Source organism: Symploca atlantica LB2515 (assembly GCF_052546295.1).
Genome location: NZ_JBQWMT010000001.1, coordinates 6074149 through 6098064, shown reverse-complemented (window position 1 = coordinate 6098064; position 23916 = coordinate 6074149). Strand labels below are relative to the sequence as shown.

Here is a 23916-nt window from a genome sequence, read left to right as displayed (position 1 = left end):
TAAGAAGAGCAATGAGAATAAGGATTTCATTTGACCTTGAAATAACTAAATCATACTGACAGACAGCCCTGAAAATGTTGTCCTACCGCTCATCTTGCAGCATAACGATATTGGACACCATTCCCTGCTTTGTAAACTGATTAGCGTTCGTTACTTCTAGTTCCCAACCTGGGGAATGTGGGTTTTAACTTTTACAAGGTTCTCGCTTTGTAAGTAGAACTAGATTGCTGTATTTCGAGGCGCTTGGCAACTAATAGGCAAATACCGTAGAGAATCACGCTCTCTCCCAACATCTCAGAAAACTCTTCCAATGCCACCCTCAATTTTTCTACAAAAAAGGGAATAAAATCCTCTTGGGGAAAAGTCTTAGCTAGTAAAGTTTGTAACGGTTCAGTTGGAAAAAGTTCTAAGCCTAGACCCCCAAAAACGAACACGCCTAGACCCAGCACAATAAAAAATACTGCCCGACGGTGGCAATGCCAGAGGGCAATAAAATCTCGGTAAAATACTAGGGGAGTTGTTATGGCAATACCTAAATATATCGGCTTCCAGTCGTGATTAGTCTCTGTAGGCAGTAAATGATGAATTTTAAATACTTCATCAGCGCAGGCAGAGAAAAATATTAATGCTACAGTAAGCAGAAATATTTGAGATGGGGGCTGCGAAGAATTACGTCCTACCGTAAAACAACTAATTGAGATAAATCCAATAAGGAATAGTTGCCAAGCTTGTAAAAGAGAGGGAAAACTTGCTTGAGCATTTAAGTCAATAAAATTGGTAAAAGCTTTGCCAACAAGGACTATTCCTGCTAAATATATGATTACCAAAAATATCTCGAAAAAAACTAAAATTAAAAGCATCAAATGACCAGTCTTCTCAACTGAGCTTGAATTAATTCTCATGGATGAAAATAATTGTAAATTTCTTGAGCTAAGTGAGGACCAATTCCAGAAACCTTAGCCAACTGTTCTGTAGATGCATCTCGAATATAGTCAATAGAGCGAAAATGTGCCAATAGCTGTTTTTGTCTTTGGAATCCTAATCCAGGAATTTCATCTAAACGAGAACGACGTAACTTATCACTTCTTTGCTGTCGATGGAAACTAACAGCAAATCGGTGTGCTTCATCCCGCACACGTCGCAACAGTTGCACCCCTGGTTGCTCAGCATCAGTGGTTAGTGGCAAAGACTCACCCGGTATAAAAATTTCCTCCCTCTGCTTTGCTAAACTGACTACGCGCAAGTCTGCCAGTAAGTTCATTTCTTGCAAAACGGCGACAACTGCTGAAAGCTGTCCCTTACCACCGTCAATCATCAGTAAATCTGGCCAGTCAGGAGCATCTTGAATTGCAGTTTGGGGAGCAATTTCTCCTTGATACTTACGAAAGCGACGACCAATAACTTCGGCGAGACTGGCAAAGTCATCGGAGTGACCAATGGTAACTTGGGGATTCTTAATCTTGTAGTGGCGGTAGTGTTGCTTAGCTGGTGTGCCGTCGATAAATACTACCTGAGAGGCTACGGCATTTGACCCTTGGATATGGGAGATATCGTAACCTTCAATGCGGCGGGGTAAATCAGGGAGGTCGAGAATTTCGGCTAAGTCCTGCATTGCCTGGTTGTTAGTTTGGGCAAATCGCTGGGTGCGTTCTAGTTCATACTTAGCGTTACGCTCCACCATTTCAATCAGTTCGGCCTTGGTTTGTCTGAGAGGAGTGAGGATGCGTACCTTAGCTTTTTTGCGATCGCTCAAATATTGAGCTAACATTTCCTCCTCTGGTAACTGATGCTGTACTAGAATCTCTGCGGGAATTTCTACTGGTTCAGCCGTTTGATAATGCTCCTCTAGAACTCGCTGCAAAATCGCCTCAGGTGTACCCGATTGAGCATCGGCAAAAAACCCCAAACGACCTACTAAACGACCAGCACGAATCTGGAATAGCTGAATGCATGCATGTTGGTCGTCGGCTGCCAAAGCGATCGCATCTCGTGAGACGGTATCATCCGGTAGGGATACTTTTTGGTCAGCACTGAGGGACTCAATGCCATTAATTTGGTCTCGGATGCGAGCTGCTTGCTCAAAATTCAGCAACTCTGCTGCTTGCTGCATATTGGCTTTGAGCAGCTCAATTAGTTCTTTAGTGCGCCCCTGAAAGACCATTGCTACTTTTTGCACGGTCTTGCGGTATTCTTCAGGGGTAATGAGTTGTTGACAGACGCCGGGACACCTCCCTAGGTCATAGTTGAGGCAGGGACGGTCTTGAAATAAAGGTCGAGGACGTTGCCGCAAAGGGAAAATGCGCTTGAGCAAATCTAATGTCCTGCGCAGTAAACCCACATCTACGTAAGGGCCGTAGAATCGATCTTTTTCCTTGCCTTGTCTTCGTTTTCTGGTAATGAAAATGCGGGGATAGTCTTCTGACCAAGTAATACAGACATAAGGATATTTCTTGTCATCTTTGAGCAGGACATTGAAGTAAGGTTGGTGCTGCTTGACAAGATTAGCTTCTAATGCAAGGGATTCTGCTTCAGTGTCGGTGACGATGAACTCAATCTCTGTCACCTGTCGTACCATCAAGGCAATGCGTTCGCTGAGTCTCTGGGATTGGCGAAAATAAGAACGAACTCGCGATCGCAGTTTTTTGGATTTACCGATGTAAAGGATGTTGGCGTTTTGGTCGCGCATCAAGTAAACTCCCGGTTCTGCGGGAATTTCTTGGAGACGGCTTTCTAGGCGTTCCGGATCTTTAACGAGAGGCAGTATTTTTGCAGAGTTGACCACGAGATTTGTGCCATTCACCACTAATACTAATGATGATAGTAGCGGAGCCTCTTTTCATTAGCAGATTACCAGAGCCTCAAGGTGAAGTTAACCGCCGTTATGGTAGTTGTAGATTGAAACTCTTGTAAAGGTTACAAAAACAGCAGTCAGCTATCAGATTTTCGCTGATAACTGACTAGCAAGGTAAGTTTGTACTCATGCAGACTTGCAGACTTAACAATCTGGTAAGTCCAGTTGCAGATTTAAGCTTAAACAACGGTAATACTAACATCTGTCAGGTTGACAGTGCCAGTCAATAGCCCTAAATCACCCTCTGCATCAACCACACCAAAATTTCTGCCTGTCCTAACCAAACTTGAAGTTTCAGCAGAGGTGCCAGGATCTGCGATACCTGCGGCTTCCAAGTCTCCCAATAAGTCAATTAACTCGTTTGTGTTCAGATCTACGTTGTAGAACCCGTTAAAGCTAAGCTGAGAATCACTTGTTAGAATATTCTCTGCTATTAGGGGGTCATAGCCGGTGATTAGAAGGTAACCATCATCAAAATCTTCATTTTGAAATGTTTCGACGGAAAAGGTCGTAAATTCTGTTACTGGGTCGATGAAACCGTCACCATTGATATCACTTTGGAAAGTACCAGTCCCGTTTAAACTAACATCAAATAAGTCGTTTGCGAGTTCTCCTGCATCGCCTATATCCTTAATGCCTAACTTATCTAAGCTTTCAATTAATTCTGAGTCATCCACTCCGAATTTATCTAAAACCTTAGCAATAGAACTGTCTTGATTAAACCCATTGACACTAGTTAAAACATCAGGGCCCAACTGGATTTCGCTGGGAAATGGATCTTTGCCTTTTATCCCTAGTTCAACCTCAAAATCTTTCTCAAAGTTAAAAGAACGAGGTATTCCACCAGATGGTAATTCTAATGCTTCCTCAAAACTAGGGAGGACATAAGCACTAGCTACTGATGTAAAGTTTCCAGTTACAGTAGCACTACCATTAGTTAATAAAGTTACGGGGATGGTTTTGAATTCAGTTGTTTCCATGATTATTTCTCTTTGATGTACTCCTGATTTGACTTGAGACTGATGTTTTTTTCTTACTCAGTCTGACCACTATCGGGAAATAGTAAGGCTGGGGATATTACAGATACTGAGTTAGCAAAAAAAAAGGCACTTCAGTAAAAAAACACAGATATTGAAGAGACAAGAAGAAAAACTTCTATCGATGAGACAACTTGATATAATACCTAAAAAAAATTCTGAAGATGTCAGTTATAATCAGATTAACCGACTTATTCTTAGGTATTAAACAAGGCTAATTGTTTCCTAGAATTAAAGCATTGATCACCCAGCTCAAAGCAAGTCTAGGAGATGATAATTTCTGCGGAATTTTTAGGTTGTCAATTTTTGACCTAGAAACAGCAATGGTTTCAGCTATCAATTTTTACTAGACAGCCATCCTGCTTTTTTGAAGCTTCTTACCTTCTAGCTTATTTACCCTTTTGCTCTTAAGAACATGCCCGAACCATCTTAGGGTAAATTCTCTGACGATTCGGGCAAATACTAGGTTTGTGGCTGTCTAGTTATTAACAAGCAGCTCTAGAAAATGCGTTCAGGTCTAGGTAACCTAAGCTACTGGAGTTAGGGTAGCGTTGAGCATGGCATTACCAGTAGCTAGTTGGAACTCTTCTACACCTGTTATCGGATCCGGTGTGAAGAGACTCTGGTCTCTACCAATAGTAACAACCTCGCCAACTGTACCACCGACAGCGGGGAAACCTGGTGTTTGAGTAGCCTCGAGAGCTTGGGCAAATGCTAGCACTTGACCGGGGAGAACATCTACTGTGAAGTCGCCATTTAAGGCTAGCGTAGATGCCCCATCATCAAGCCCACCCACTACCAGGGGATCGTAGCCGTATACTCTAAGGTAACTTGTATCTACACTATCGGTTTGGATGTACTCGAAGTTCAATGGAGTGCTTCCGGTGGGAGTAGTCAGAGTACCAGTACCGACTAAATCAAAGTCGAATACGTCATTAACTAGTTCTAGTCCTTGACGTACGCTTTGAACGCCAGCGGCGGTTAAAGCTTGGTCTGTAGTCGGGTCAATAATAACACCTACGCCGTTTTCCGCAGCTACTGCATTAATGGTGTCAGAAAGATCTGCTTCGGGGCTAAAGCCAATAGCAGCGCCAACAATATCTAGATTAACCTCAATTTGGCCATCTTCGTATTGAGCTGGGTCATTTGGCAGGGTAAAGGTAGTATTGAAATTTCCCGCGTTTGGTCCCAATTCAGGAAAGCTACCGGGAAAGGCAATGGGATTGGGTGGTATCTGAAAAGGTAGAACCCCACTAGCTAAATCAACTGCCGTTTGAGCCTGTGGCGTCAAATTAGCAGTACCCGAAACATTACCTACAGCATTATAAGTTGTGGTACTTAAGATAGTAGTTGTCACCTGATGAACTCCTTGAGGTATAACTGCTTTATGAATAACTCTGTCGGATACCAAGAATTAATGCGGTATTGTCTGGTACAGAGTTAGAAAATGGTGTCGTTACTTCACAACTAAATCACTTGAAGAATGAAGATTAGATGCTTGGCATAAAAATAAATTTTATCCCCGCACAGGAAATACTATGTTTTTACTTTGTTTGCTTTTTAGCGAACACTTTTTAGTTGAGTTTTTTCCTTGAAGCTGCAAGGGTTATGGTCGCTAAATACAAAAAAATCGTGACTTCAAGAAGAAAGAGAAGGAGAAATTGTGGCATTAAGGTCTATATTGCCACCGCCTAACAAAAATGGATCAAGACCGAAAAGCTTGGCAAACCCAATCGTAGGTTCAAGTTCAGCACCAACTTCAGGGTCAACATAATTGACTAGTTGTTGCACTTCTTCCAATTTTAGGTAAACTCCATACTCTCCCTCTATATCCAGAATAGAGTTTTCCTCTAGCCAACTGCTATTATTATTAGCGCCCTCTATCATAGCAGGGTCAAATGAAACTTTAAGAACCCCAGGATCGGTATTGATACCACCTTCGACATCGGAGAAATTATCAGTTCTGATATATTCTAAAGTTAGAGGTGTTGAGTTTTCTCCCACTGTAAGAGTACTCTCACCAGTGAAGCCAAAAAGTAAAGCATCATCCAAGACTCCTAATGCTGAACTAGCATCGGTAATATCTAGTTTGTCTAAAACTTTTTTGATCTCATCGTATTGATCATCAGATGAGTCAATATCAACACCTGCTAACTTCAAAACTTCATCAGGAGTTGCACTAGGATCTATGCCAAATAAAGTGAGCAGTGAATCGCCACTTAGTTTTATTTCGCCATCTGATAACGGTGTGTCTTGGTCATCTAAGACGATTAAACTCCCCTCGAAATTTTCAAATTTAAATTCATAAGGTTGAACTGCTGCTAAACTACCAGAATCCAACCCTAGAGTGTCTTCCAGTAAGGGAGTAACGTAGCTTTCAGCTAAGGAATCAAAACTAAAGTCACCAGAAACACTACCCTGGGTAACCTCTAACTTTTTAGCAGAATTTGTAGGGGTTAATTGCTCTATTTGAGGCACTACTGAGGGTAATGCAGGAGTATCTGCTGCTAAGATTGGCGTTACAGGAGAAGTGCCAAGAAACCCAGAAAATAGACCAGTTAGTGGGTTACTAGTTGAGTTTGCGGGTGCAGTTGCACTGGTTTCACCTCCAAATAATGACCCCGGCATAAATTGGGCGAAGTTAGTAAGTTCCATAGTCTTTTCGTGCAGTTTTAATTGATAACTTACTCTGGAGTGTGGGTAACTTACATCATTTTAGAAGTACCTAGATGATTACTTTATGAAGTTTCAGTAAATAATTTTACTCAAAAGCTTCTAGCTAACTAGGCAGTAACAGTATGGGTAGGGAAATAGCATCAGGATAGATAAAGGGGATAAAAGGGATAGATCATCACCTATTTTTGAACCTCTGCTGTTACCCTACCTCTTATAATTTTGGTGATTCTTGGGAGTGATCACTAGAGCAAAACTCTAGTTTTGTTGGCAGTGAAATCCTTGAGGCTCGAATTACTGACAAGAATTAGGCTTGATGGCAGACAGGGGCAGCACCAAGAATAGCAATAGGAACTTGTTGTAATTGCCGATTAAATTGGTTAATTTTTACCAAATTTTCTGAGTACTCAGAAATGGCTTGTTTCACTTGTATCTGCTTGACTATAGATTGCTCAAGCTCGTTTAAATCTTCTTTCAATTGAACAAATGAAGTTTGAAGTTCTGGATTATTCATTACAGCTCTCTCCTCTCAATAAAATTAATCAGCTTTTCAAGTTAAGCAACCAATACTTTCTTATTAATCTCTGGTAAACACTATTTAACTCTCTTCGGGGTAATCATGTGGTAATTTATAATACTTTTTGGTTTCCTTTATCTAGCAAAATAGACATTTCTTAGTCCAATTAAATGATGTTTTTCTTGTGAGATATTTTAGATGAGTCACGAGTGAGGAAACTATTGTTTAGCAACCAAAATTATCACAGCAGCTAAAGCAAACTTCCATATCTCCATTTCTTCTAAAAACTACTCAAGTTAACTGGAATAAATACCGCTTAATTTGAATTTAAACCTAAAAGGTGAAAATTTCAGGTAAGAGATTGGTAATAAATCGGGAAAAAGATAAAAAAATACTTGAGAAATGCTTAAGGCTTACCCTTACACTCTGAATTACTTAGCGACATACCCTTTGCAAGGGTGTAGCTTTACTAAATAATTTATGACGAAAATTAGCTACAAACTGGTCGGGAAACTTGCTTGTCTTAGAAGACACACAGGCTGGATAGAGAAAACATCTAGTTCTCACAATTCATCTAGGATTGATATATAAACACCACCAAAAAACAACAATGGATTACCTACAAAAAAAATTAAATTGAGTCGTCAATGATTGGCATTACTCAGTGAAATAAATCAAAAAATTAGCTTGGTAATTCTTTAATAATCAGTAAAATAAATTACTTTTTGGTCGATACTCAACAGGTAAAATTCTTTCAAATCATCTCCCATTTTCGGGTAAGCTCCCAAAAATCCGACTAAATAATTCTTTGCCAACTAAATTTTTGTATTTAACTAGTTGAATGCCCTAGGTAAGTTTCGCTACATCACTGGACAATCTTCTTCAGCAAGATTGGCTTTTTTTCATCTACATACTGGTTTGCCCGGACTGAACATATTTAATGTTCAACTTTTGCTTTTTGCCGCTGAAGCCCTGTTGCGTTCCCTACGGCGAAGTAGACAGAACTCCAATTTAAGGAAAACTATTTGTCAATTCTCAAGTTAAACCTAAAAAGTGAAAATTTCAGGTAATAAACAGGAAATAAATTGTGAAAATCCTGAGTACATACCTTCACAAAAGTATCTAATTATGCACTTTTGTTTACAAAACTTTAATATAAATTACCTGAATGTCTGGATTTTGCCCAGGAGACAATAGAATAAGTCAGGAGAACGCTAGTTGTTGGTTCCCCTGACCTTGCCAAATAATGTAGATGCAACTGTAATTGCTTTGAGAGCTATTCTAGAGATACAGACAGCTCATCTATTAAGAACAAATACAATAACCCTGAGCTACTGCAAAAATTCTGAGATACGCTGCACTGCGGTTTCTAAAACTTCTGGTCCATGAACCAAGGCAAACCTGACATAGCCTTCGCCATTTTTCCCAAAACCAGCTCCCGGAGAGGCAGCAACACCTGTTTTTTCCACTAACTGAGTACAAAAATCAACGGACTTTGATCCCCAAGGTTCTGGCAATTTTGCCCAAACGTACATCGTGGCTTGGGGAATGTCTACTTGCCAGCCAATTTTATGTAAAGCCCTTATAAAGGCATCTCGTCGCTCTTGGAAAGTGTCAACCATGGCTGTGACACCCTCTTGCGGTCCCTGCAAAGCGGCGATCGCACCATTGAAAATTCCCTGATACTGGTTAAAATCAATCACTGCCTTCATTTGGCGCAAGGCGGCAATCAACTGGGGATTACCGATGGCGTAGCCCACACGAAAGCCACCCATGTTATAAGACTTAGATAAGGTAAAAAACTCAATTGAGACTTCCTTATCAGGATCTGCTTGCAAAACTGAGGGAGCAAGAGATTGGTGATTGGTAGTTTTTTCCCTGCTGTCCGGAAACACTAAATCCGCATAGGGAAAATCGTGTACTAAAACCAAGTCATGTTTACGGCAAAAAGCTACTGCTTCTTGGAAAAAAGACAGGGGAGCAACTGCTGTAGTTGGGTTATGAGGATAGCTCAACACCATCATTCGTGATTGTTCCAGCACGGGTATGGGGATTTCCTCAAATACGGGCAAGAAGTTATTTTCTGCCCGTAGTGGCATTGGGTAAATTTGCCCTCCAGCAAGGTAGACACCTCCAGCATGGGAAGGATAACCTGGATCTTGCAACAGAGCAAAGTCCCCAGGATTTAGCAGTGCTAGGGGTAAATGAGCCGTGCCTTCTTGAGAACCAATCAAGGGCAACACCTCGGTTTCTGGATCAACCGGGATGCCAAATTTATCTGTATACCAGCTAGCTGCTGCCTGACGAAAGGGTTGCGTACCATGAAACAATAAGTAGCCGTGAGTACTTTTGTCGTGCAAAGACGCAACAATCGCGGCAACCACATGCTCTGCTGCCGGTAAGTCAGAGGAACCCAAAGATAGATCGATAATTTCTTTGCCAGAGGCTCTGGCTTTCGCCTTTGCCTGATCCATATGAGCAAACACATTAGTTTGCATGGGTTGTAAACGCTTGGCAAACTGCATTTTTGATAGTCCTCTATGTATCTTGGATGTTGCCATTTTTGCCGATGCCAGTCCTCAGAAAATCCGCTGCTTACATCGGCTATAGTCTAGGAATATCTATCTTATCGAGGGTCAGGGTGAAAGGATGATTGTAGACTTGGTGGATCCAGTCCTCATCGTTCTTCTCAGTTAAGTATTCCCTCCATTCCATAAACCATACCCATCGGGGCTGTTCTGTTTGCAGTTTCGCCGGATCAGGAAGTTCCCCCACTTCGCCAAGAGCGATGGGTTTGCCTCCTCCTAATTTCAGTAGTTGATCATGATGACTCTGGCGATAGTCGTTATTGTAAACGTCTGCTGCCAAAACATCGACATATTTATCTCCCGGATAGTAGAGTTCGTAGGGATCCGCATCGTCTCTGGGTGCATTGGGATTCCACACCCAAATTAAGTTGTTCAATTTATGGTAATTTACGTAACGTTTGTACATTAATTTCCATAATTTTTTATAGCCGTTTTCCCCCGTTTTTTTGCCCCACCAGAACCAACCGCCGTTCATCTCATGGTAGGGACGCCAGAGAACTGGCACCTTGGCATCACGCAGTTGCTTTAAGTAAAAGGCAACCTGATCTATCTGACTCAGCCATCGCTTATGCAGGGGAGTTCCTGGCGTCACTAATTCTTCCCATTCAGCTGTAGATAACTCCCCTTGCACACTTCCCCAACCATCGGTTGAGCTATCCATGGGACGGGTGGCATGATACATAATCGTCACCAGGGAACCTTTTTTCCACTGTGCGATCGCTTCATTTGTCATTTTTTGCCGATACCGTACCCAGGAACCGTAGCGGTAATCGTTGCCCCATAAACCAGGGTATTTACCAGTAATCTCGAAGACTTGGTTAGTATAAAAGTTTTTATTAGGATTGTTGTGTTGACCGGAGATAATTCTTGTTGAGGAAATCCCATAGAGGTAGCCAAGTAAAGCTCTGGCTTCTCTGGAGGCATGGTAGTTAGCTGGCTTTTCTCTACCCTGTAATTGTTGGCACAGCAAGAGCAGCATAAATAGCCATGCTAGACCAGTCAGCAGCACGGCACTTAGTCGCTGGCGTATTTTTGATTCTTGTCTAAACATCGCATACTGCTGGCTCGATGACAAAAGACCGATGTTAATCGGTCTAATTGAAGCGGCAAAGCAGTAAGATTGCGAGCAACTGACTGAAAACCTAAAAAGTCAATTCTTTTCAGGAAGCTGGCGAAAGGCAAGTATCCAGCATCGTCTGTAAGCCTTGCTTGGTGATCGCTCCCTCGTGAGATTGGATGACTTCTTGTTCTTTGAATAGCCTCAAGGCAGGAACACCTTCAACCTTATACTGACTCACAGCATTTGGGTTGGGGTCTACTTCCATTTTGACAACTTTCAGGCGATCGCTATAGTTGTCAGCTACCCAATTCACCGTAGGCGATACTAGGCGGCAAGGGCCACACCAACTTGCCCAAAAGTACACCAGTACTGGTCGTTCTGACTTTAAAACTTCAGTTTCGAACTCGGCATCCGTAATCGCAATAATGCTACTCAAGGCAAGCTCCCTTCGTAAAATTACTCAGTTAGTTATTAACTTACCAAAATCGGGCGTAAAGCCCGCGCATTAAGTAGGATGGATATCAACTGGGCTAAGTGAGCAAGTGAGTTGTCATTGATGTGTTATCAATGAGGATTTTTGCCCAACCCAGAACCTGGTAAATCTTCTTTGGTGAATGGTGAGCAACATGGTAAAGTTAATATCGGGTACCCATCTAGCAACACCATAATTAACTTTAGTGGTTGCTGGTCGCAAACCAAATCTAGCTAAAATTCCCGCACAAAGCGTGAGGTATAGCAGCATTTGGGCGGAGAAAAAAGAAATGTGTAGAAGATAGAAAAAGCGGGGACACCAAAGTTGCTAACTGATAACACCTGATAGGCGGAGGAGGAAACCAATGCCTAAGAAGAAGCGCGGCTCTCCCGGCGGGCATTCAAGTAAAACTAAAGTCAAAATGGGAGTTTCCCTGACAGCAACAGGTATTCAATCCTTAAGTGTGCTGGCCAAGGAGACCGGATTATCTCGCTCCGAGTTGCTGGAGCGTATAGTAAGAGGCCGAATTGCGATTAATAGTGATTCGGCAGATATTAGGTTAGATCTAAAAACCGTAGCTGATGAAGACGAAACTGCGGGTAGAGAGACTCAACTGGTAAAAGCCGTTGTGCAACCCAAGGATCAGGAGAACCAGGTTCTACAACAGGAAGACCAAAGCAAATTACCACAAGAGTATGAATACCTACAGCAGCAATTCCGAGCCCAAAAGGATGAACTGGCGGATTTACAGCAAAAATTCGCCCAGGCCCGGGAGCAACTGCAAAGTCAGCGAAAGCAACAGCCTAAACCTCTCCAAAATTCTGCCCCTTCGCAGCAAGAGATAAAAAAACAACAGCAAGTAATTGCCGATTTACAACAGCAAATTAGCCAACTCCAGGAAGAATTAAACAGTCGCCAGCAGCAAGACAATCAGCAGCAAGCAGCTTACCAATCCTTGCAAAAACAATCGCAAGAACAAGCTAAGGTAGTTGCAGCACTAGAGCAACAAATTAACCAAGACCAAGCTCTACTAAAAACGCGGTCTGTTCAGCAAATGGCACAACAAGAAAGCGAAAAATCACTGCGACAGCAGCTAACCCAAAAGGAAAAATTAATTGCTGAGCTACAGCAAAGTAATTCTCAATTGCAGCGTAACGCCACGATTGGAGAAAGATTTTTAAATAAGTGGCGTGACCGCAATTTTTCAGATAGATAGTACTATCTGCCTACCCGGTTTTAGTTGAGCTAAACTTGCTCACTTGCTCAAGGTTAGACCAAGAGTCGGGGAGCCTTCTCTGTTTGTCAATGTGTGGTGTTTTCCTGTAGTGAAAGCACTACGAATTCTTATTGTTGCAAAATTTGAATGGGTCCCAGTATTACGGGCTAAATCTTGCATATAGGGGTTTGATATTTCTGGTAAGTTGGCAGAAGAGCCGGGACAAACTGGTACAATCAAGCAAATGCAAATGAATGTTAAAAAAACTAATTTAGTGACCTATTCTCCCAAGGAGACCCATTAAATGGATGCAATGGAATTCTTTGAACTTAGTGCTGGAAAATGGCGATCGCAACGCACAACTCATCATCTTCCCTTCAGACGGGCAGAGACGGGAGAGTCAGAGATTATAGTGGGAACCTTGAGTGCTGACCATGCCAAAGTTGTTGAGATCTGTGAATTACATCAGGTTGACCCCAGCTTAGCTGTTGGTGGAGCGCAGGTAAGCTGGCAAGGCACAATGGCTTGGGATCGGACAGATGAGAACCATCAAGACTCCACAGTTATGGTGATTGTTCCCGATGTGGACAACCCTAGGCAAGGGAGATTACTACGAGAAAAAGGTTATGCCGAAATAGTGCCAGTAGCGGGTCATTATCTGATAGATGATGATGGTGGGATGGTGCTAATTACCGAGTACGAAACAATGAGTGCTCAAGAGCGCTTCACTTTTGCTAGCCCAGATTTACGGATGCGAACTAGTACTGTAAAACGCTTCGGGGGGTTTAGCACAGCATCACTCTGTGTCGAAACCCGTCTGGGATCTAGTCTTGAAGAAATCAGCAATGTAGAAGTCAAACCGCAGCAAGCAGAAGATGCTTTGGAAAGAAGGCAGCACTACTCCGTCTTGGGCTGGTAATTTCAGCCTTAGTAGCGATCCTTTCCTACGGGGTTATCACTATCTAAATGCTATACGTCAACTAACCTTGGCTCCAGGAATGGTTGATGTTACCGATGACTTGAGCGAGTTTGAGGGCATTTGTACCTGGATTGGCAATTACATTGATGCCGTTAATCAAGAACTCAATAGATGTCTAGAAGCCTGTCATGGCTGCTTCTCTAGCAGCATGAGACGGTCAATAGGCATTTTTGCCACCCCTTTGGCGAACAAATTTGGCATTGACGGTTTATGTAATCTTGGAGTTAGTCCTGTCGTCATCCTTATTGACGTAGGGAGAACTGCACCACAGGATTGGTTGAAGATTGTTATCCATGAATACGCTCATGCTCATTTAGGCTACCCTGGCCACGGTCAGCAGTTTTTCGAGATTATTGTTCATCTATGTTTAGGTCTAGGATTGCAACCACCCAGGCCGCAGTTAGATATGGAAATCTCCTTGCAAAATTGGCCCCACTGTGAAATAAAGAAAAATCCCCTCGCTTTTTGGATGGGTTGTTTGTGAGATTCTTGTGGAAAAATATTACAAATCATTGCTAAGTTATTGCTAAATTTAAAAACTTACAGAACAATAACTGCTCTGCTTTGATGAAGTATTTTACTTCCAAAGAAACTTTATTTTTATTCATAGAGAGACACAGAGTTTGTTATATATATTAGAAGTTAAAGTTTGTAATATTTTCTAAGATTAGGGAGATACAAACATGGCAATTCCTCTATTAGACTATAAACCCGTGAGTCAAAATCAACGGGTAGCCGGATATTTAGTTCCAGGTGACGAGCAACCCAGAATCTTTAACACGGAGGACATGCTGTCCTCTGGGGAAATGGGTAATTTGATTGAAGCGGCATACCGTCAAATCTTTTTCCATGCTTTTGCTTGGGATCGCCAAAAGGCTCTGGAGTCTCAACTCCGCTATGGTCAAATCACCGTGCGAGACTTTATTCGTGGCTTGCTGCTTTCTGAAACTTTTAGAAACAGTTTCTACGAAAAAAATAGCAACTATCGTTTCGTAGAGCAGTGTGTACAACGAGTACTCGGACGCGACGTTTACAGCGAACGGGAAAAAATCGCCTGGTCGATTGTCGTTGCTACTAAAGGTATCTCCGGCTTCGTCGACCAACTACTCGATAGCCAAGAATACATCGAAAACTTTGGCTACAGCACCGTCCCCTATCAGCGGCGTCGCGTGCTACCTGGTCGCGAACAAGGCGAAAGACCTTTCAACATCACATCTCCGCGCTACGACGCCTACTATCGCGCTAAACTGGGCTTCCCACAAATTATCTGGCAGACCCAAGTCAAGCGCTATATCCCACAAGACAGAAAGCCAAAAGCAGGCGACCCCTCTCTATATGTAAATATGGCGAGGTCAATTTCTGCAAAAGGCAATATGCCTCCCAAGGTATCGGCCCAGAACATCAACATTGAAGCTTCCGTGCCTTACCGACGCGGATTAGGCTAAGCGTAACCGTAGGATTCGTAAGAGTTTGGTCAAGGCTGGGGGGGGAGGAGCGATCAACTCTAGCAACTCTCCAGAAACCGGATGCTGCAACCGCAGTTGCCAAGCGTGGAGTGCTTGACCAGGTAGATTGACGCCTAGAGAACGACCCCTACCGTAAACCGGATCACCGACGATGGGATGGCCCAAGTAGGTACTGTGGACACGGATTTGATGGGTACGACCAGTTTCTAGTTGAAAATTGATCAACGTGTAATTGCCCAATCGTTCTCTAATTTGCCAGTGGGTAACGGCGGTACGTCCGCCCTTCTCCACTGGCAATATTGTCATTTTTTTACGATCAATGGGATGGCGGCCGACGGGCTGATTAATTGTGCCGTTTTCCGCTGATGGAGCACCGTAAACAACTCCTAAGTATTGCCTTTGCGCGGTTTTAGCTTTGAGTTGGGCTTGCAAATATTGATGGGCTTGGTCAGTTTTGGCAACTACCATCACACCAGTGGTATCTTTATCCAAGCGATGGACAATGCCCGGTCGTTGAACGCCACCAATACCAGCTAGGTTCTCGCAGTGAGCGAGAAGGGCATTAACCAGGGTGCCACTCTCGTGTCCCGGCGCGGGATGGACAACTAGGCCTGCTGGCTTGTTGACGGCGATTAGGGAGTCGTCTTCGTAGAGAATGTCTAAGGGAATGGCTTCGGCCTGCACATCCAGGGGTTGGGCTTCAGGGATAGTCAGGGAAATGCGATCGCCTGCTTGCACCGTTATTTTTTTCGAGGTGCAGACTTGACCATTAAGCTCGACGTTGCCCGTTTCCAGCAGTTTTTGGATACGAGAACGGGAAATTTCGGGAAATTCTTGAGCAAGATAGCGGTCGAGGCGATTGGGAACTATGTCGCTAGCACCTTCAGAAAAGAGCACCTGAGCTGAGGTACTATTCTCTGAAATGGGAAGAGTTAGCTTTCCTTGATCATTCATCTTTTCTTTCAATAACTATCGTCACATTAGCAACAAGAGCACCAATTGCTCCCACCGCAGCTATTACTGGAAACAAGGCGGCAGCCACTACACCCCCAACAACGCCAACTGTCAGAGGAATTTCAATGAGGGCTTGCCCCTGTTCATTTTTGATAATGATGCGACGAATATTACCTTGATGAATTAACTCTTTGACCTTAGCGACTAGGTTATCTCCGCTAATTTTGAATTCTTCTACACTAACTTTGTCGGAAATCTCAACTTCAGGTTCTATGGGAGTTGATTCAACTTTTATTTCTGGGCGTTCTAGTGGCTCGTTCATTTTCTATTTCTCCGTGTAAATTACTGGATTTTATTAAGATAATCGGCTTTCTGGAAGTGCTTTTTCCCTCTAAAACTCTCTTGAGTCAGGCATCTGGCGCTGGTATTGACGACGACTAGCGGAACCCTTTTGCCCCAGATACCAGCGATACCATTCCTGAGAACTGCGAATGGCCAGCCACAGTAGTAGTAGAGCAATTAAGCCTCCCTGTTGAGGTGCATCAAAGGCAAAGAGGACCAAAGAAACGCACAAAAAGTCCTGAATAAAGGCAGCCCACACTGGCAAACCACGCAAACGGAAGAACCAGCCAACTTGAACCAACTGGAGTACCAGGGCAAACAAACTGCTAACTACACCTACTATCCAGACAAAAGCGATCGGTGCGTCGGCAAATTGGGCCACTGTAATGCCCATAATTGCTCCTACGAAAGGACTCAAGAATAACTGGACAAGTTGCAGCACCCGTTGCCCCAATAGTCTTTTAGAGCCAAGTAGTTCAAATAAAGAACCGCTGGTAAGGATACCAATTAAGAGTGGCGGATGAATGTGAGAGAGTAACGGTACGCTAGACCAGAGGTCGTCACTATGCAACAAACCAATCACGAGAAGGGGCAGGGCAATTCTCATTCCTGCCGCTGCTGAAACTGAAAGTGCAGCTAGGAGCTCAATCATGTTTTCCTTCTGCTAAGTCAACTGGTGGCTCACTGCCTAAGCTATGGTAGTTGCAATAACTCTGAAACCTTTATCTGATAAAGCTTTTAAATCTTTATAATTTAAAATCAGAGTTGGGTGATTCCGTATAATCAAAACTTAGCATAGTATACGATTTTCTGTAGTTTAATCAAGTCACTGGCAATGATTTGTTAAGAAATTTTCTGGTTAATTGGCTCCAGAGGGGCGTATCAGGAAATTGCGGTGATAAGCTGTTGGCGTCTACTCTAAATACAAGTCTTGTGATCAGGCTCAGTTATAGCAGTCGGTGTTGGCAGTGGGGATTAGCTAGTTCGTTGGCTGGTGCGGCAATTGTATTGTCTGGAAGTGGCGTTTTTGCTGAAATTACGCCGGATAGTACGCTAGGGGCAGAGAGTTCGGTAGTTACTCCTGTTGATCAAATTAATGACCGCATTGATGGGGGTGCGGCTCGTGGGGCTAATCTATTTCACAGTTTTGAAGAATTTAATATTGAGGAAGGGCGAGGCGCTTATTTTTTCAGTCCTGCTGGGATTGAAAATATACTTTCTCGTGTTACTGGTGGCAATCCTTCTGAAATCTTAGGAACTCTGGGTACTTTTGGAGATTCTAATCCTAACTTGTTTTTGCTTAATCCTAATGGGATTATTTTTGGGCCTAATTCCAGTTTGGATGTCGGTGGTTCATTTTTGGGGACGACTGCGGATGCGATCGCATTTGGTGAAAATGGCTTTTTTAGTGCCCTTAATCCGCAAGTTCCGGCACAACTGCTGACGGTTAATCCTTCAGCTTTGTTTTTTAATCAGATTCCGGCGGGGAATATTGCGAGTAGTTCGGTGGCACCAAGTCCACCAGGAAGTAGCTTTTTAGGTTTGCGGGTTCCCAATGGAGAAAGTCTGACCCTATTGGGCGGAAATGTCAGTATTGATGGTGGTGGTGTAGGAGCAGGATTGAATGCCTTCGGGGGACGAATTGAAATTGGTGCAGTGGCGGGAACAGGACAGGTTGGTTTAAATCCCGATGGTAGCTTGATATTTCCAGAAGAAATAGAACGAGCTGATGTTTTATTTACCAATGGTGTTCTAATAGATGTTTCCTCCGATAACAAGGGTGATATTGCCATTACAGGTCGCAATATTGATATTGAAGATAGCATTCTGCGGGCCGGGATATTCAATGGATTAGGTTACCCAGATAGTCAAGCTGGTGATATCGTCCTTAATGCTGAAGCGATCCGACTCGATGAAGCGACAGTTTTCAATGCTGTATTTGGGGGCGCAATTGGTAATAGTGGTGATGTTCTCATTACGACAGGTTCACTTTCACTCACCAAGGGGGCGCAACTAGATACGAGTCTATTTGGACAAGGTAATGCAGGCGATATTATCATCGATGCCCGCGATACAGTCTCTTTAGATGGAACTAGGCTAATTCCCCGTGGAGAAATTGGTAGCGTCCTTTTTGCTGAAGTGCTAGACGGTGCCGAGGGAAATGCTGGGGATATTACAATCAACACCGGCTCACTCGCCGTCACGAATGGCGGTGCAATCATTTCTAGAACTCGCGGACAAGGCAATGCAGGGAATATAACTATTCGCGCCCGTGATACTGTTCTGTTCGATGGCACTAGTGGGGCTGGTTCTAGTAATGCCTCCACGGGAGTGGTTATAGGGGCTGAAGGTAGAGGAGGCAACATCGAAATCACCACAAATTTGCTTTCCGTCACCAATGAGGCAAGACTGAATGCCAGTACTCAAGGACTGGGGAGTGCAGGCAGTATTATTATTAATGCCCGCGACCGCGTCGTATTTAACCAAGCTGATGCCTTGAGCTTTGTGGGACAAAATGCGGAAGGCCGGGGAGGCAACATCGAAATTACTACTGGCTCACTTGCTCTAGATGATGCTCGACTGCTTTCTAGTACCTTCGGACGCGGCAGTTCTGGCAACATCGAAATTACTACTGGCTCACTTGCTCTGGATAATGCTCGACTGTTTGCTAGTACCTTTGGACAGGGCAGTTCTGGTAACTTGACACTCTCCGTCCTATAAGTGCGGAGATTCTTTGTTCATAGACCCAACTTGCTTTAACAGGATTTCTCCAATCAAAGTAGAGGTCGAATCTCCCAAAGCGTTCGGGTTGATGACCCAAGTTCCCACATGCCCTGTGGTACTCAAGGCTGATTTCAGGATGTTGATAGCGGCGTTCCAGTCTCTATCTAACACGAACCCACACTGACAAATATGGGTTCTCATCGATAGGGACTTTTTGACAAGAGTGCCACAACTAGAGCATTTTTGCGAAGTGTAGGAAGGATTAACCGCAATAGTTATCTTGCCAAACTTAACCCCGAAATACTCTAGCCACTTCCTGAATTGATACCAACCTGCATCATTAATAGATTTGGCAAGACAATGATTTTTAACTAAGTTTCTAATCCTCAAATCTTCATAGGCTACCAAATCGTTAGATTGGATTACGCAACGCGCCAGTCTTTTGGCGTGTTCTTCACGTTGCCTACTTATTCTGAGGTGTACTCGTCCTAGTCGATTAATGGCTTTTTTACGGTTGGCTGAGCCTTTTTTCTTGCGAGAAACACGGCGTTGTCTAAACCTCAGCCGCTTCTCGCCTGTTCGATAAAACCTAGGATTAGCTTCAGTGTGTCCATTGCTATCGGTGTAGAACTCTTTGAGTCCAACATCTAATCCAATAGTTTTACCTGTTGGGTTAATGTCTACTTTGTTCTCGGCACTTACCAAGAACTGAACATAGTACCCATCGGCACGACGCACTAACCTAACTCGTTTTATCTGTTCTAACTGGTAGTAGTTTAAATCCCACGTCCCTTTGAGTTTAAGCTTGCCAATCCCTTTCTTATCCGTGAAAGTGATTTGTTTTCGGGTGGCAGAAAGCGACCATCCTGAAGTTTTGTACTCGAGTGATCGACAATTTTTCTTAAACGTTGGATAGCCTTTCTTCCCTGGAATAGCCTTCTTACAATTGCTGTAGAACCGAGCAATAGCGCTATAGGCTCTTTCAACTGCAACCTGACAAGCATGAGAGTTCAAGGCTTTCACGAATTGAAACTCAGCTCTGAGCTTAGTGTTGTAGCGATACAGCTCTTTTTGTCCTACACCTCGATTATCCATCCAGTGACGGATAACTTTGTTGCGGACGAATTGAGCGGTTCTAATCGCCTCATCTATAGCAGCGTATTGAGTTGTTTTTCCCTTAGCCTTGAACTCTAAGACAATCATTTGACGTGGAAAAACCTACATCAAAAACATATCATAAACAAAGTCCCCCTGGAAGGGGGGAGGCTTGAATCCCATTATTTTCGGTCATTATTAACGCTAGCGATCGCGTAACTTTGGAGCGATCAGGTATCTACAGCGATGTTGATGAGGGGGCAATTGGTAACGGTGGTAATATCGAAATCACCACTGGTTCGCTTATGGCAACAAATAAATCGGAGGTATACGCTCAAACATCTGGACAAGGCAACGCAGGCAATATCATTATTAATGCCCGCGATCATATTTTCTCTGATGCAGAGACGCCGTTCGCTAGCAGCATAGAGCGAGGAGGAGTCGGCCAAGGCGGCAATATTACTATCATCACAAATACTCTCTCATTCACTAGTGGCGCTCAATTAATCACCCGAACTCGAGGGCGTGGCGACGCTGGAAGTATCTTCATCACTGCCCGCGATGCTGTTTCCTTTACAGGAGTTGCGGAAGATGGAAACCCTTCCACGGGTGCCTTTAGCAATGTAAGAGATGATGGCGTTGGTCAAGGAGGCAACGTTGAAATTACGGCAGGTTCTCTTAGCGTCACCGATGGAGCACAATTGACTGCTGATACTTCAGCTCAAGGGAATGCCGGAAGTGTCATTATCAAGGTACGCGATGGAGTCTTGTTCGCAGGTACTACGCCCGATCTCCAGTTTGGTAGTGTTGCTGGCAGTACAGTAGAAGAAGGAGCTATTGGCACAGGTGGTAATGTTGAGATTACTGCTGGCTCACTCTTGGTACAAGGTGGAGCACAATTGCTCTCAGCAACTGAGGGAGAAGGGGACGCAGGTAATGTCATTATCCAGGTCAGGGATTGGGTTGCATTTGACGGAGAAAGCTCCGATGGAAGGTTTGCCACCAGCATATTTAGTAGCGTGCAATCAGGAGCTACTGGAAAAGGTGGCAATGTGGAAATCTCGACAAGCTCACTTTTTCTGACCAATGGAGCGCAACTAGTTGCTGCAACTCGTGGGCAAGGAGATGCGGGTAAGGTCATTATTCAAGCAAGCGAGCAGGTTGTCTTTGACGGAGTCAGCGAGATTGGAGAACTGAGCAGTGGTGTCTTCAGCAATGTAGATCGGACAGGTGTGGGCAAAGGTGGCAATATCGACATCAGCACAGATTCGCTGTTCTTGACTAATGGGGGGGGACTGAATGCTGACACATTCGGACAAGGGAATGCAGGCAATGTGATTATTCGGGCAAATGAGGCAGTTTTTCTAGAGGGAATCAGTAGAAATGGAAGCTCTGGGTTAATCAGCACCCTGACCGCAGGACAGGGACGCGGTGGCACAATTACTGTGTCGGCTCCTTTTGTCTACGTCGCAGACGGTGCAGTAGTTGATGCACGTACTGTCAGTTCTGAACGCGGCGGTGATATTACTGTCAATGCTGATAGTTTTGCAGCGGTTAATGGTGGACAGATAATTACGTCTACCCAGAGGGACGGGCAAGCTGGCAACATCATGCTTAATGCTAATCGCATCTCCTTGTCAGGTCGTAATCCCGTTCCTGTCAATCAGCTTGATTCTGTTAGCATTGCCAGGAGACAAGGCAATGGAGAAAGTGGATTGTTTGCTAACACCAGCTCTAACTCTACAGGTGTTGGCGGTACGATCACCCTTAATACCAATACCCTTTCCTTAAGCGATCGCTCCCAAATTTCTGCTAATAGTCAAGGTACAGGTAAAGCAGGCGGCATAGATATCACCGTAGCCGAAACCCTCACACTTAACAACAGCGATATTACTACAGCTTCCACTCAATCAGCCGGAGGTGCCATCAATATTACAGCCTCCGATATTCGCCTCTACGAAGATGGTGATATCACTACCAGCGTCTTCAGTGGTGCAGGCGGCGGCGGTAACATCACCATAAATGCTGACTCAGTTATCGCCTACGACGACAGCGACATCCTTGCCTTTGCCCAAGATGGAAGAGGAGGAGATATTACCTTCAATACTCCCGCATTCTTCGGTGAAAACTTCCAACCAGCAGCCAAAAATACTGACCCCGAAACCTTAGATAATAACGATCGCGTTGATATTAACGCCAGTGGTGCTGTGGAAGGAAATATTGACTTACCTGACGTGAGTGCCATCCAAAATGGTATTACTCCAGTAAGAGATAATCTAATTAATACCGAAGAGTTAATCGCTTCTAGCTGTATTGCGCGCACTGAACAACCGGAAAGTACTTTTTTCATCACAGGTACTGGCGGCTTTGCAGAACGTCCTGGAGATGCCCAAACTTCCATTTTTCCTCTGGGGACAATACGCAATATACCCTCTGAATCCGATACTCCACCATCTCGCACTTGGCAGGAAGGTGACCCAATTATTGAACCTCAAGGAGTGTATCGACTGCCTAATGGGGAGTTAGTACTCAGTCGAGAATGTCCTGAATAAGTAAAAGGGAATGGTCTTAATGTTTCCATTAACCACCCACAGGAGAACTCAAGCATGTCTGATTCATTATTTGCTGATGCTAGTAAAAGATTAGAAAAAGCTCTGAAATATGTTTCAATTTCCGAGGATGCGATCGCACGCTTAAAGTATCCCAAAGCAAGTTTAACTGTTTCCATTCCTGTGCGGATGGATGATGGCTCTTTACAAATTTTTCAGGGCTATCGAGTTCGCTATGACAACACCAGAGGCCCCGCTAAAGGTGGTGTACGCTATCATCCCAAAGTTTCTTTAGATGAAGTACAATCTTTAGCATTTTGGATGACTTTTAAATGTGCCGTTTTAGATCTACCTTTTGGAGGTGGCAAGGGCGGTATTACCCTTAATCCCAAAGAATTATCTAAGCTAGAATTAGAACGCCTTAGTCGGGGTTATATAGATGCGATCGCAGACTTTATTGGCCCTGATGTCGATATTCTGGCCCCCGATGTTTATACCAACTCAATGATTATGGGCTGGATGATGGATCAATACTGTATCATCCGCCGTCATATCAGCCTAGCAGTAGTCACGGGTAAACCCTTGTCCATTGGGGGAAGTGTTGGCAGAGAAGAAGCCACAGCTACTGGTGCTTTCTTTGTGATTGAATCAATCATGCCTAAATTTAAACGACTGCCAAATGAAACAACTGTGGCAGTACAAGGATTTGGTAACGCTGGTGCTGTGCTAGCGGAACTCCTTTCTCAAGCAGGTTATAAAGTTGTAGCAATCAGCGATTCTCAAGGAGGAATTTACGCCAAAAAAGGCTTAAATATTCCCAGTATTCGTCAATATAAAGCCTCAAGCAAGGGTATTAAAGCAGTCTATTGTGAAGGCAGTGTTTGTAACATTGTTGAACATGAAGTTTTGACCAATCAGGAACTCTTAGCTTTAGATGTTGATATTCTCATTCCTGCTGCATTGGAAAACCAAATTACTGAAGAAAATGTCTATGATGTCAAAGCCAAATACATCTTTGAAGTAGCTAACGGACCGATAACTTCTGCTGCTGACAACATTTTGGCAGCCAGAGGCATTTATGTTGTTCCTGATATTTTAGTCAATGCAGGAGGCGTAACAGTTAGCTATTTTGAATGGCTACAAAATCGCAGTGGACTGTATTGGAAGCTTGAAGAAGTTAATCAACGCCTCAAAGCAAAAATGGTAGAAGAAACTGAGAGAATTTGGTCAATTTCTCAGGAATTAGACATTTCGATGCGGACAGCAGCTTATGTTCATGCCTTAAATCGCTTGGGAGAATCACTTGATGCTGGTGGTACGAGAGATTACTACATCAATAGCATTTAATGATCCGATATCCTTGAGGTGTGCTGCCTAAGTTCTCACCATCAAA

At 43.7% G+C, this 23916-nt stretch carries 20 protein-coding genes; 7 read left to right on the top strand and 13 right to left on the bottom strand.

The genetic code is table 11. The annotated features are described in order from the left end of the window. Positions 1-191: 191 nt before the first annotated feature. From ACT7WV_RS25340 to ACT7WV_RS25300, 9 genes are all read right to left on the bottom strand, one after another. Positions 192-902, bottom strand: a complete 711-nt coding sequence (locus ACT7WV_RS25340) for a hypothetical protein (protein WP_445105526.1) — start codon at positions 900-902, stop codon at positions 192-194. Beyond that, positions 899-2782: an excinuclease ABC subunit UvrC gene (gene uvrC, locus ACT7WV_RS25335; RefSeq protein WP_445105525.1), complete on the bottom strand. Its 1884-nt coding sequence runs from the start codon at positions 2780-2782 to the stop codon at positions 899-901. Before uvrC ends, ACT7WV_RS25340 begins: the two co-directional genes overlap by 4 nt. Positions 2783-3030: 248 nt before the next feature. Beyond that, on the bottom strand, positions 3031-3831 hold the full coding sequence (locus ACT7WV_RS25330; RefSeq protein WP_445105524.1) for a hypothetical protein: 801 nt from the start codon (positions 3829-3831) through the stop codon (positions 3031-3033). 583 nt (positions 3832-4414) lie between these two features. Then, positions 4415-5245: a hypothetical protein gene (locus tag ACT7WV_RS25325; protein WP_445105523.1), complete on the bottom strand. Its 831-nt coding sequence runs from the start codon at positions 5243-5245 to the stop codon at positions 4415-4417. Between the two features lie 281 nt (positions 5246-5526). After that, positions 5527-6543 carry a hypothetical protein gene (locus ACT7WV_RS25320; RefSeq protein ID WP_445105522.1) on the bottom strand — a complete coding sequence of 339 codons (1017 nt, stop codon included), beginning with the start codon at positions 6541-6543 and terminating at the stop codon, positions 5527-5529. A gap of 325 nt (positions 6544-6868) precedes the next feature. Further along, complete coding sequence (locus tag ACT7WV_RS25315) at positions 6869-7075, bottom strand: hypothetical protein (protein ID WP_445105521.1); 207 nt, start codon at positions 7073-7075, stop codon at positions 6869-6871. A gap of 1334 nt (positions 7076-8409) precedes the next feature. Then, positions 8410-9603: an LL-diaminopimelate aminotransferase gene (locus ACT7WV_RS25310; RefSeq protein WP_445105740.1), complete on the bottom strand. Its 1194-nt coding sequence runs from the start codon at positions 9601-9603 to the stop codon at positions 8410-8412. Between the two features lie 79 nt (positions 9604-9682). Then, the gene (locus ACT7WV_RS25305; protein WP_445105520.1) at positions 9683-10717 is read right to left on the bottom strand and encodes a glycosyl hydrolase; all 1035 of its coding nucleotides are present in this window, start codon (positions 10715-10717) and stop codon (positions 9683-9685) included. Between the two features lie 109 nt (positions 10718-10826). Further along, positions 10827-11162, bottom strand: coding sequence for a thioredoxin family protein (locus ACT7WV_RS25300; protein WP_445105519.1), 336 nt, complete (start codon positions 11160-11162; stop codon positions 10827-10829). A gap of 400 nt (positions 11163-11562) precedes the next feature. Here ACT7WV_RS25300 and ACT7WV_RS25295 point away from each other — a divergent pair, with 400 nt between their 5' ends. The 4 genes from ACT7WV_RS25295 to ACT7WV_RS25280 all read left to right on the top strand — a co-directional run bounded on the left by ACT7WV_RS25295 (position 11563) and on the right by ACT7WV_RS25280 (position 14838). Beyond that, positions 11563-12414 carry a coiled-coil domain-containing protein gene (locus ACT7WV_RS25295; RefSeq protein WP_445105518.1) on the top strand — a complete coding sequence of 284 codons (852 nt, stop codon included), beginning with the start codon at positions 11563-11565 and terminating at the stop codon, positions 12412-12414. A gap of 304 nt (positions 12415-12718) precedes the next feature. Then, positions 12719-13333 carry a phycobiliprotein lyase gene (locus ACT7WV_RS25290; protein WP_445105517.1) on the top strand — a complete coding sequence of 205 codons (615 nt, stop codon included), beginning with the start codon at positions 12719-12721 and terminating at the stop codon, positions 13331-13333. Continuing rightward, complete coding sequence (locus ACT7WV_RS25285; RefSeq protein ID WP_445105516.1) at positions 13290-13877, top strand: hypothetical protein; 588 nt, start codon at positions 13290-13292, stop codon at positions 13875-13877. Before ACT7WV_RS25290 ends, ACT7WV_RS25285 begins: the two co-directional genes overlap by 44 nt. Before the next feature lie 199 nt (positions 13878-14076). Beyond that, complete coding sequence (locus ACT7WV_RS25280) at positions 14077-14838, top strand: phycobilisome rod-core linker polypeptide (protein ID WP_445105515.1); 762 nt, start codon at positions 14077-14079, stop codon at positions 14836-14838. Here the strand turns inward: ACT7WV_RS25280 and ACT7WV_RS25275 are convergent. The 3 genes from ACT7WV_RS25275 to ACT7WV_RS25265 all read right to left on the bottom strand — a co-directional run bounded on the left by ACT7WV_RS25275 (position 14830) and on the right by ACT7WV_RS25265 (position 16807). After that, on the bottom strand, positions 14830-15813 hold the full coding sequence (locus tag ACT7WV_RS25275) for an RluA family pseudouridine synthase (RefSeq protein WP_445105514.1): 984 nt from the start codon (positions 15811-15813) through the stop codon (positions 14830-14832). The genes ACT7WV_RS25280 and ACT7WV_RS25275 overlap by 9 nt on opposite strands. Further along, positions 15806-16135, bottom strand: coding sequence for a DUF4342 domain-containing protein (locus ACT7WV_RS25270; RefSeq protein ID WP_445105513.1), 330 nt, complete (start codon positions 16133-16135; stop codon positions 15806-15808). The genes ACT7WV_RS25275 and ACT7WV_RS25270 overlap by 8 nt, the downstream gene beginning before the upstream one ends. A 69-nt stretch (positions 16136-16204) precedes the next feature. Further along, complete coding sequence (locus ACT7WV_RS25265) at positions 16205-16807, bottom strand: DUF4126 domain-containing protein (protein ID WP_445105512.1); 603 nt, start codon at positions 16805-16807, stop codon at positions 16205-16207. Between the two features lie 281 nt (positions 16808-17088). On the opposite strand from ACT7WV_RS25265, the gene ACT7WV_RS25260 reads away from it, so the two are divergent. Continuing rightward, positions 17089-18876 (top strand): filamentous hemagglutinin N-terminal domain-containing protein, encoded by a 1788-nt coding sequence (locus ACT7WV_RS25260; protein WP_445105511.1) that lies wholly within the window; start codon positions 17089-17091, stop codon positions 18874-18876. Here the strand turns inward: ACT7WV_RS25260 and ACT7WV_RS25255 are convergent. Next, complete coding sequence (locus tag ACT7WV_RS25255) at positions 18871-20082, bottom strand: RNA-guided endonuclease InsQ/TnpB family protein (RefSeq protein WP_445101400.1); 1212 nt, start codon at positions 20080-20082, stop codon at positions 18871-18873. The two genes, ACT7WV_RS25260 and ACT7WV_RS25255, sit on opposite strands and share 6 nt — an antisense overlap. A gap of 113 nt (positions 20083-20195) precedes the next feature. Between ACT7WV_RS25255 and ACT7WV_RS25250 the strand changes: the two genes are divergently transcribed. Both ACT7WV_RS25250 and ACT7WV_RS25245 read left to right on the top strand, forming a co-directional pair. Continuing rightward, entirely contained in the window at positions 20196-22526 is a 2331-nt protein-coding gene (locus ACT7WV_RS25250; RefSeq protein WP_445105510.1) for a beta strand repeat-containing protein, read from the top strand. A gap of 54 nt (positions 22527-22580) precedes the next feature. Beyond that, on the top strand, positions 22581-23870 hold the full coding sequence (locus tag ACT7WV_RS25245) for a Glu/Leu/Phe/Val family dehydrogenase (RefSeq protein ID WP_445105509.1): 1290 nt from the start codon (positions 22581-22583) through the stop codon (positions 23868-23870). The last annotated feature ends 46 nt before the right edge of the window (positions 23871-23916 follow it).

Bases quoted from the DNA above. Each gene is read 5' to 3' on its own strand.
- ACT7WV_RS25340 (WP_445105526.1), bottom strand. From the start codon at position 902: ATGAGAATTAATTCAAGCTCAGTTGAGAAGACTGGTCATTTGATGCTT.
- ACT7WV_RS25330 (WP_445105524.1), bottom strand. From the start codon at position 3,831: ATGGAAACAACTGAATTCAAAACCATCCCCGTAACTTTATTAACTAAT.
- ACT7WV_RS25320 (WP_445105522.1), bottom strand. From the start codon at position 6,543: ATGGAACTTACTAACTTCGCCCAATTTATGCCGGGGTCATTATTTGGA.
- ACT7WV_RS25315 (WP_445105521.1), bottom strand. From the start codon at position 7,075: ATGAATAATCCAGAACTTCAAACTTCATTTGTTCAATTGAAAGAAGAT.
- ACT7WV_RS25310 (WP_445105740.1), bottom strand. From the start codon at position 9,603: ATGCAGTTTGCCAAGCGTTTACAACCCATGCAAACTAATGTGTTTGCT.
- ACT7WV_RS25305 (WP_445105520.1), bottom strand. From the start codon at position 10,717: ATGTTTAGACAAGAATCAAAAATACGCCAGCGACTAAGTGCCGTGCTG.
- ACT7WV_RS25295 (WP_445105518.1), top strand. From the start codon at position 11,563: ATGCCTAAGAAGAAGCGCGGCTCTCCCGGCGGGCATTCAAGTAAAACT.
- ACT7WV_RS25290 (WP_445105517.1), top strand. From the start codon at position 12,719: ATGGATGCAATGGAATTCTTTGAACTTAGTGCTGGAAAATGGCGATCG.
- ACT7WV_RS25285 (WP_445105516.1), top strand. From the start codon at position 13,290: ATGCTTTGGAAAGAAGGCAGCACTACTCCGTCTTGGGCTGGTAATTTC.
- ACT7WV_RS25280 (WP_445105515.1), top strand. From the start codon at position 14,077: ATGGCAATTCCTCTATTAGACTATAAACCCGTGAGTCAAAATCAACGG.
- ACT7WV_RS25275 (WP_445105514.1), bottom strand. From the start codon at position 15,813: ATGAATGATCAAGGAAAGCTAACTCTTCCCATTTCAGAGAATAGTACC.
- ACT7WV_RS25270 (WP_445105513.1), bottom strand. From the start codon at position 16,135: ATGAACGAGCCACTAGAACGCCCAGAAATAAAAGTTGAATCAACTCCC.
- ACT7WV_RS25265 (WP_445105512.1), bottom strand. From the start codon at position 16,807: ATGATTGAGCTCCTAGCTGCACTTTCAGTTTCAGCAGCGGCAGGAATG.
- ACT7WV_RS25255 (WP_445101400.1), bottom strand. From the start codon at position 20,082: ATGATTGTCTTAGAGTTCAAGGCTAAGGGAAAAACAACTCAATACGCT.
- ACT7WV_RS25245 (WP_445105509.1), top strand. From the start codon at position 22,581: ATGTCTGATTCATTATTTGCTGATGCTAGTAAAAGATTAGAAAAAGCT.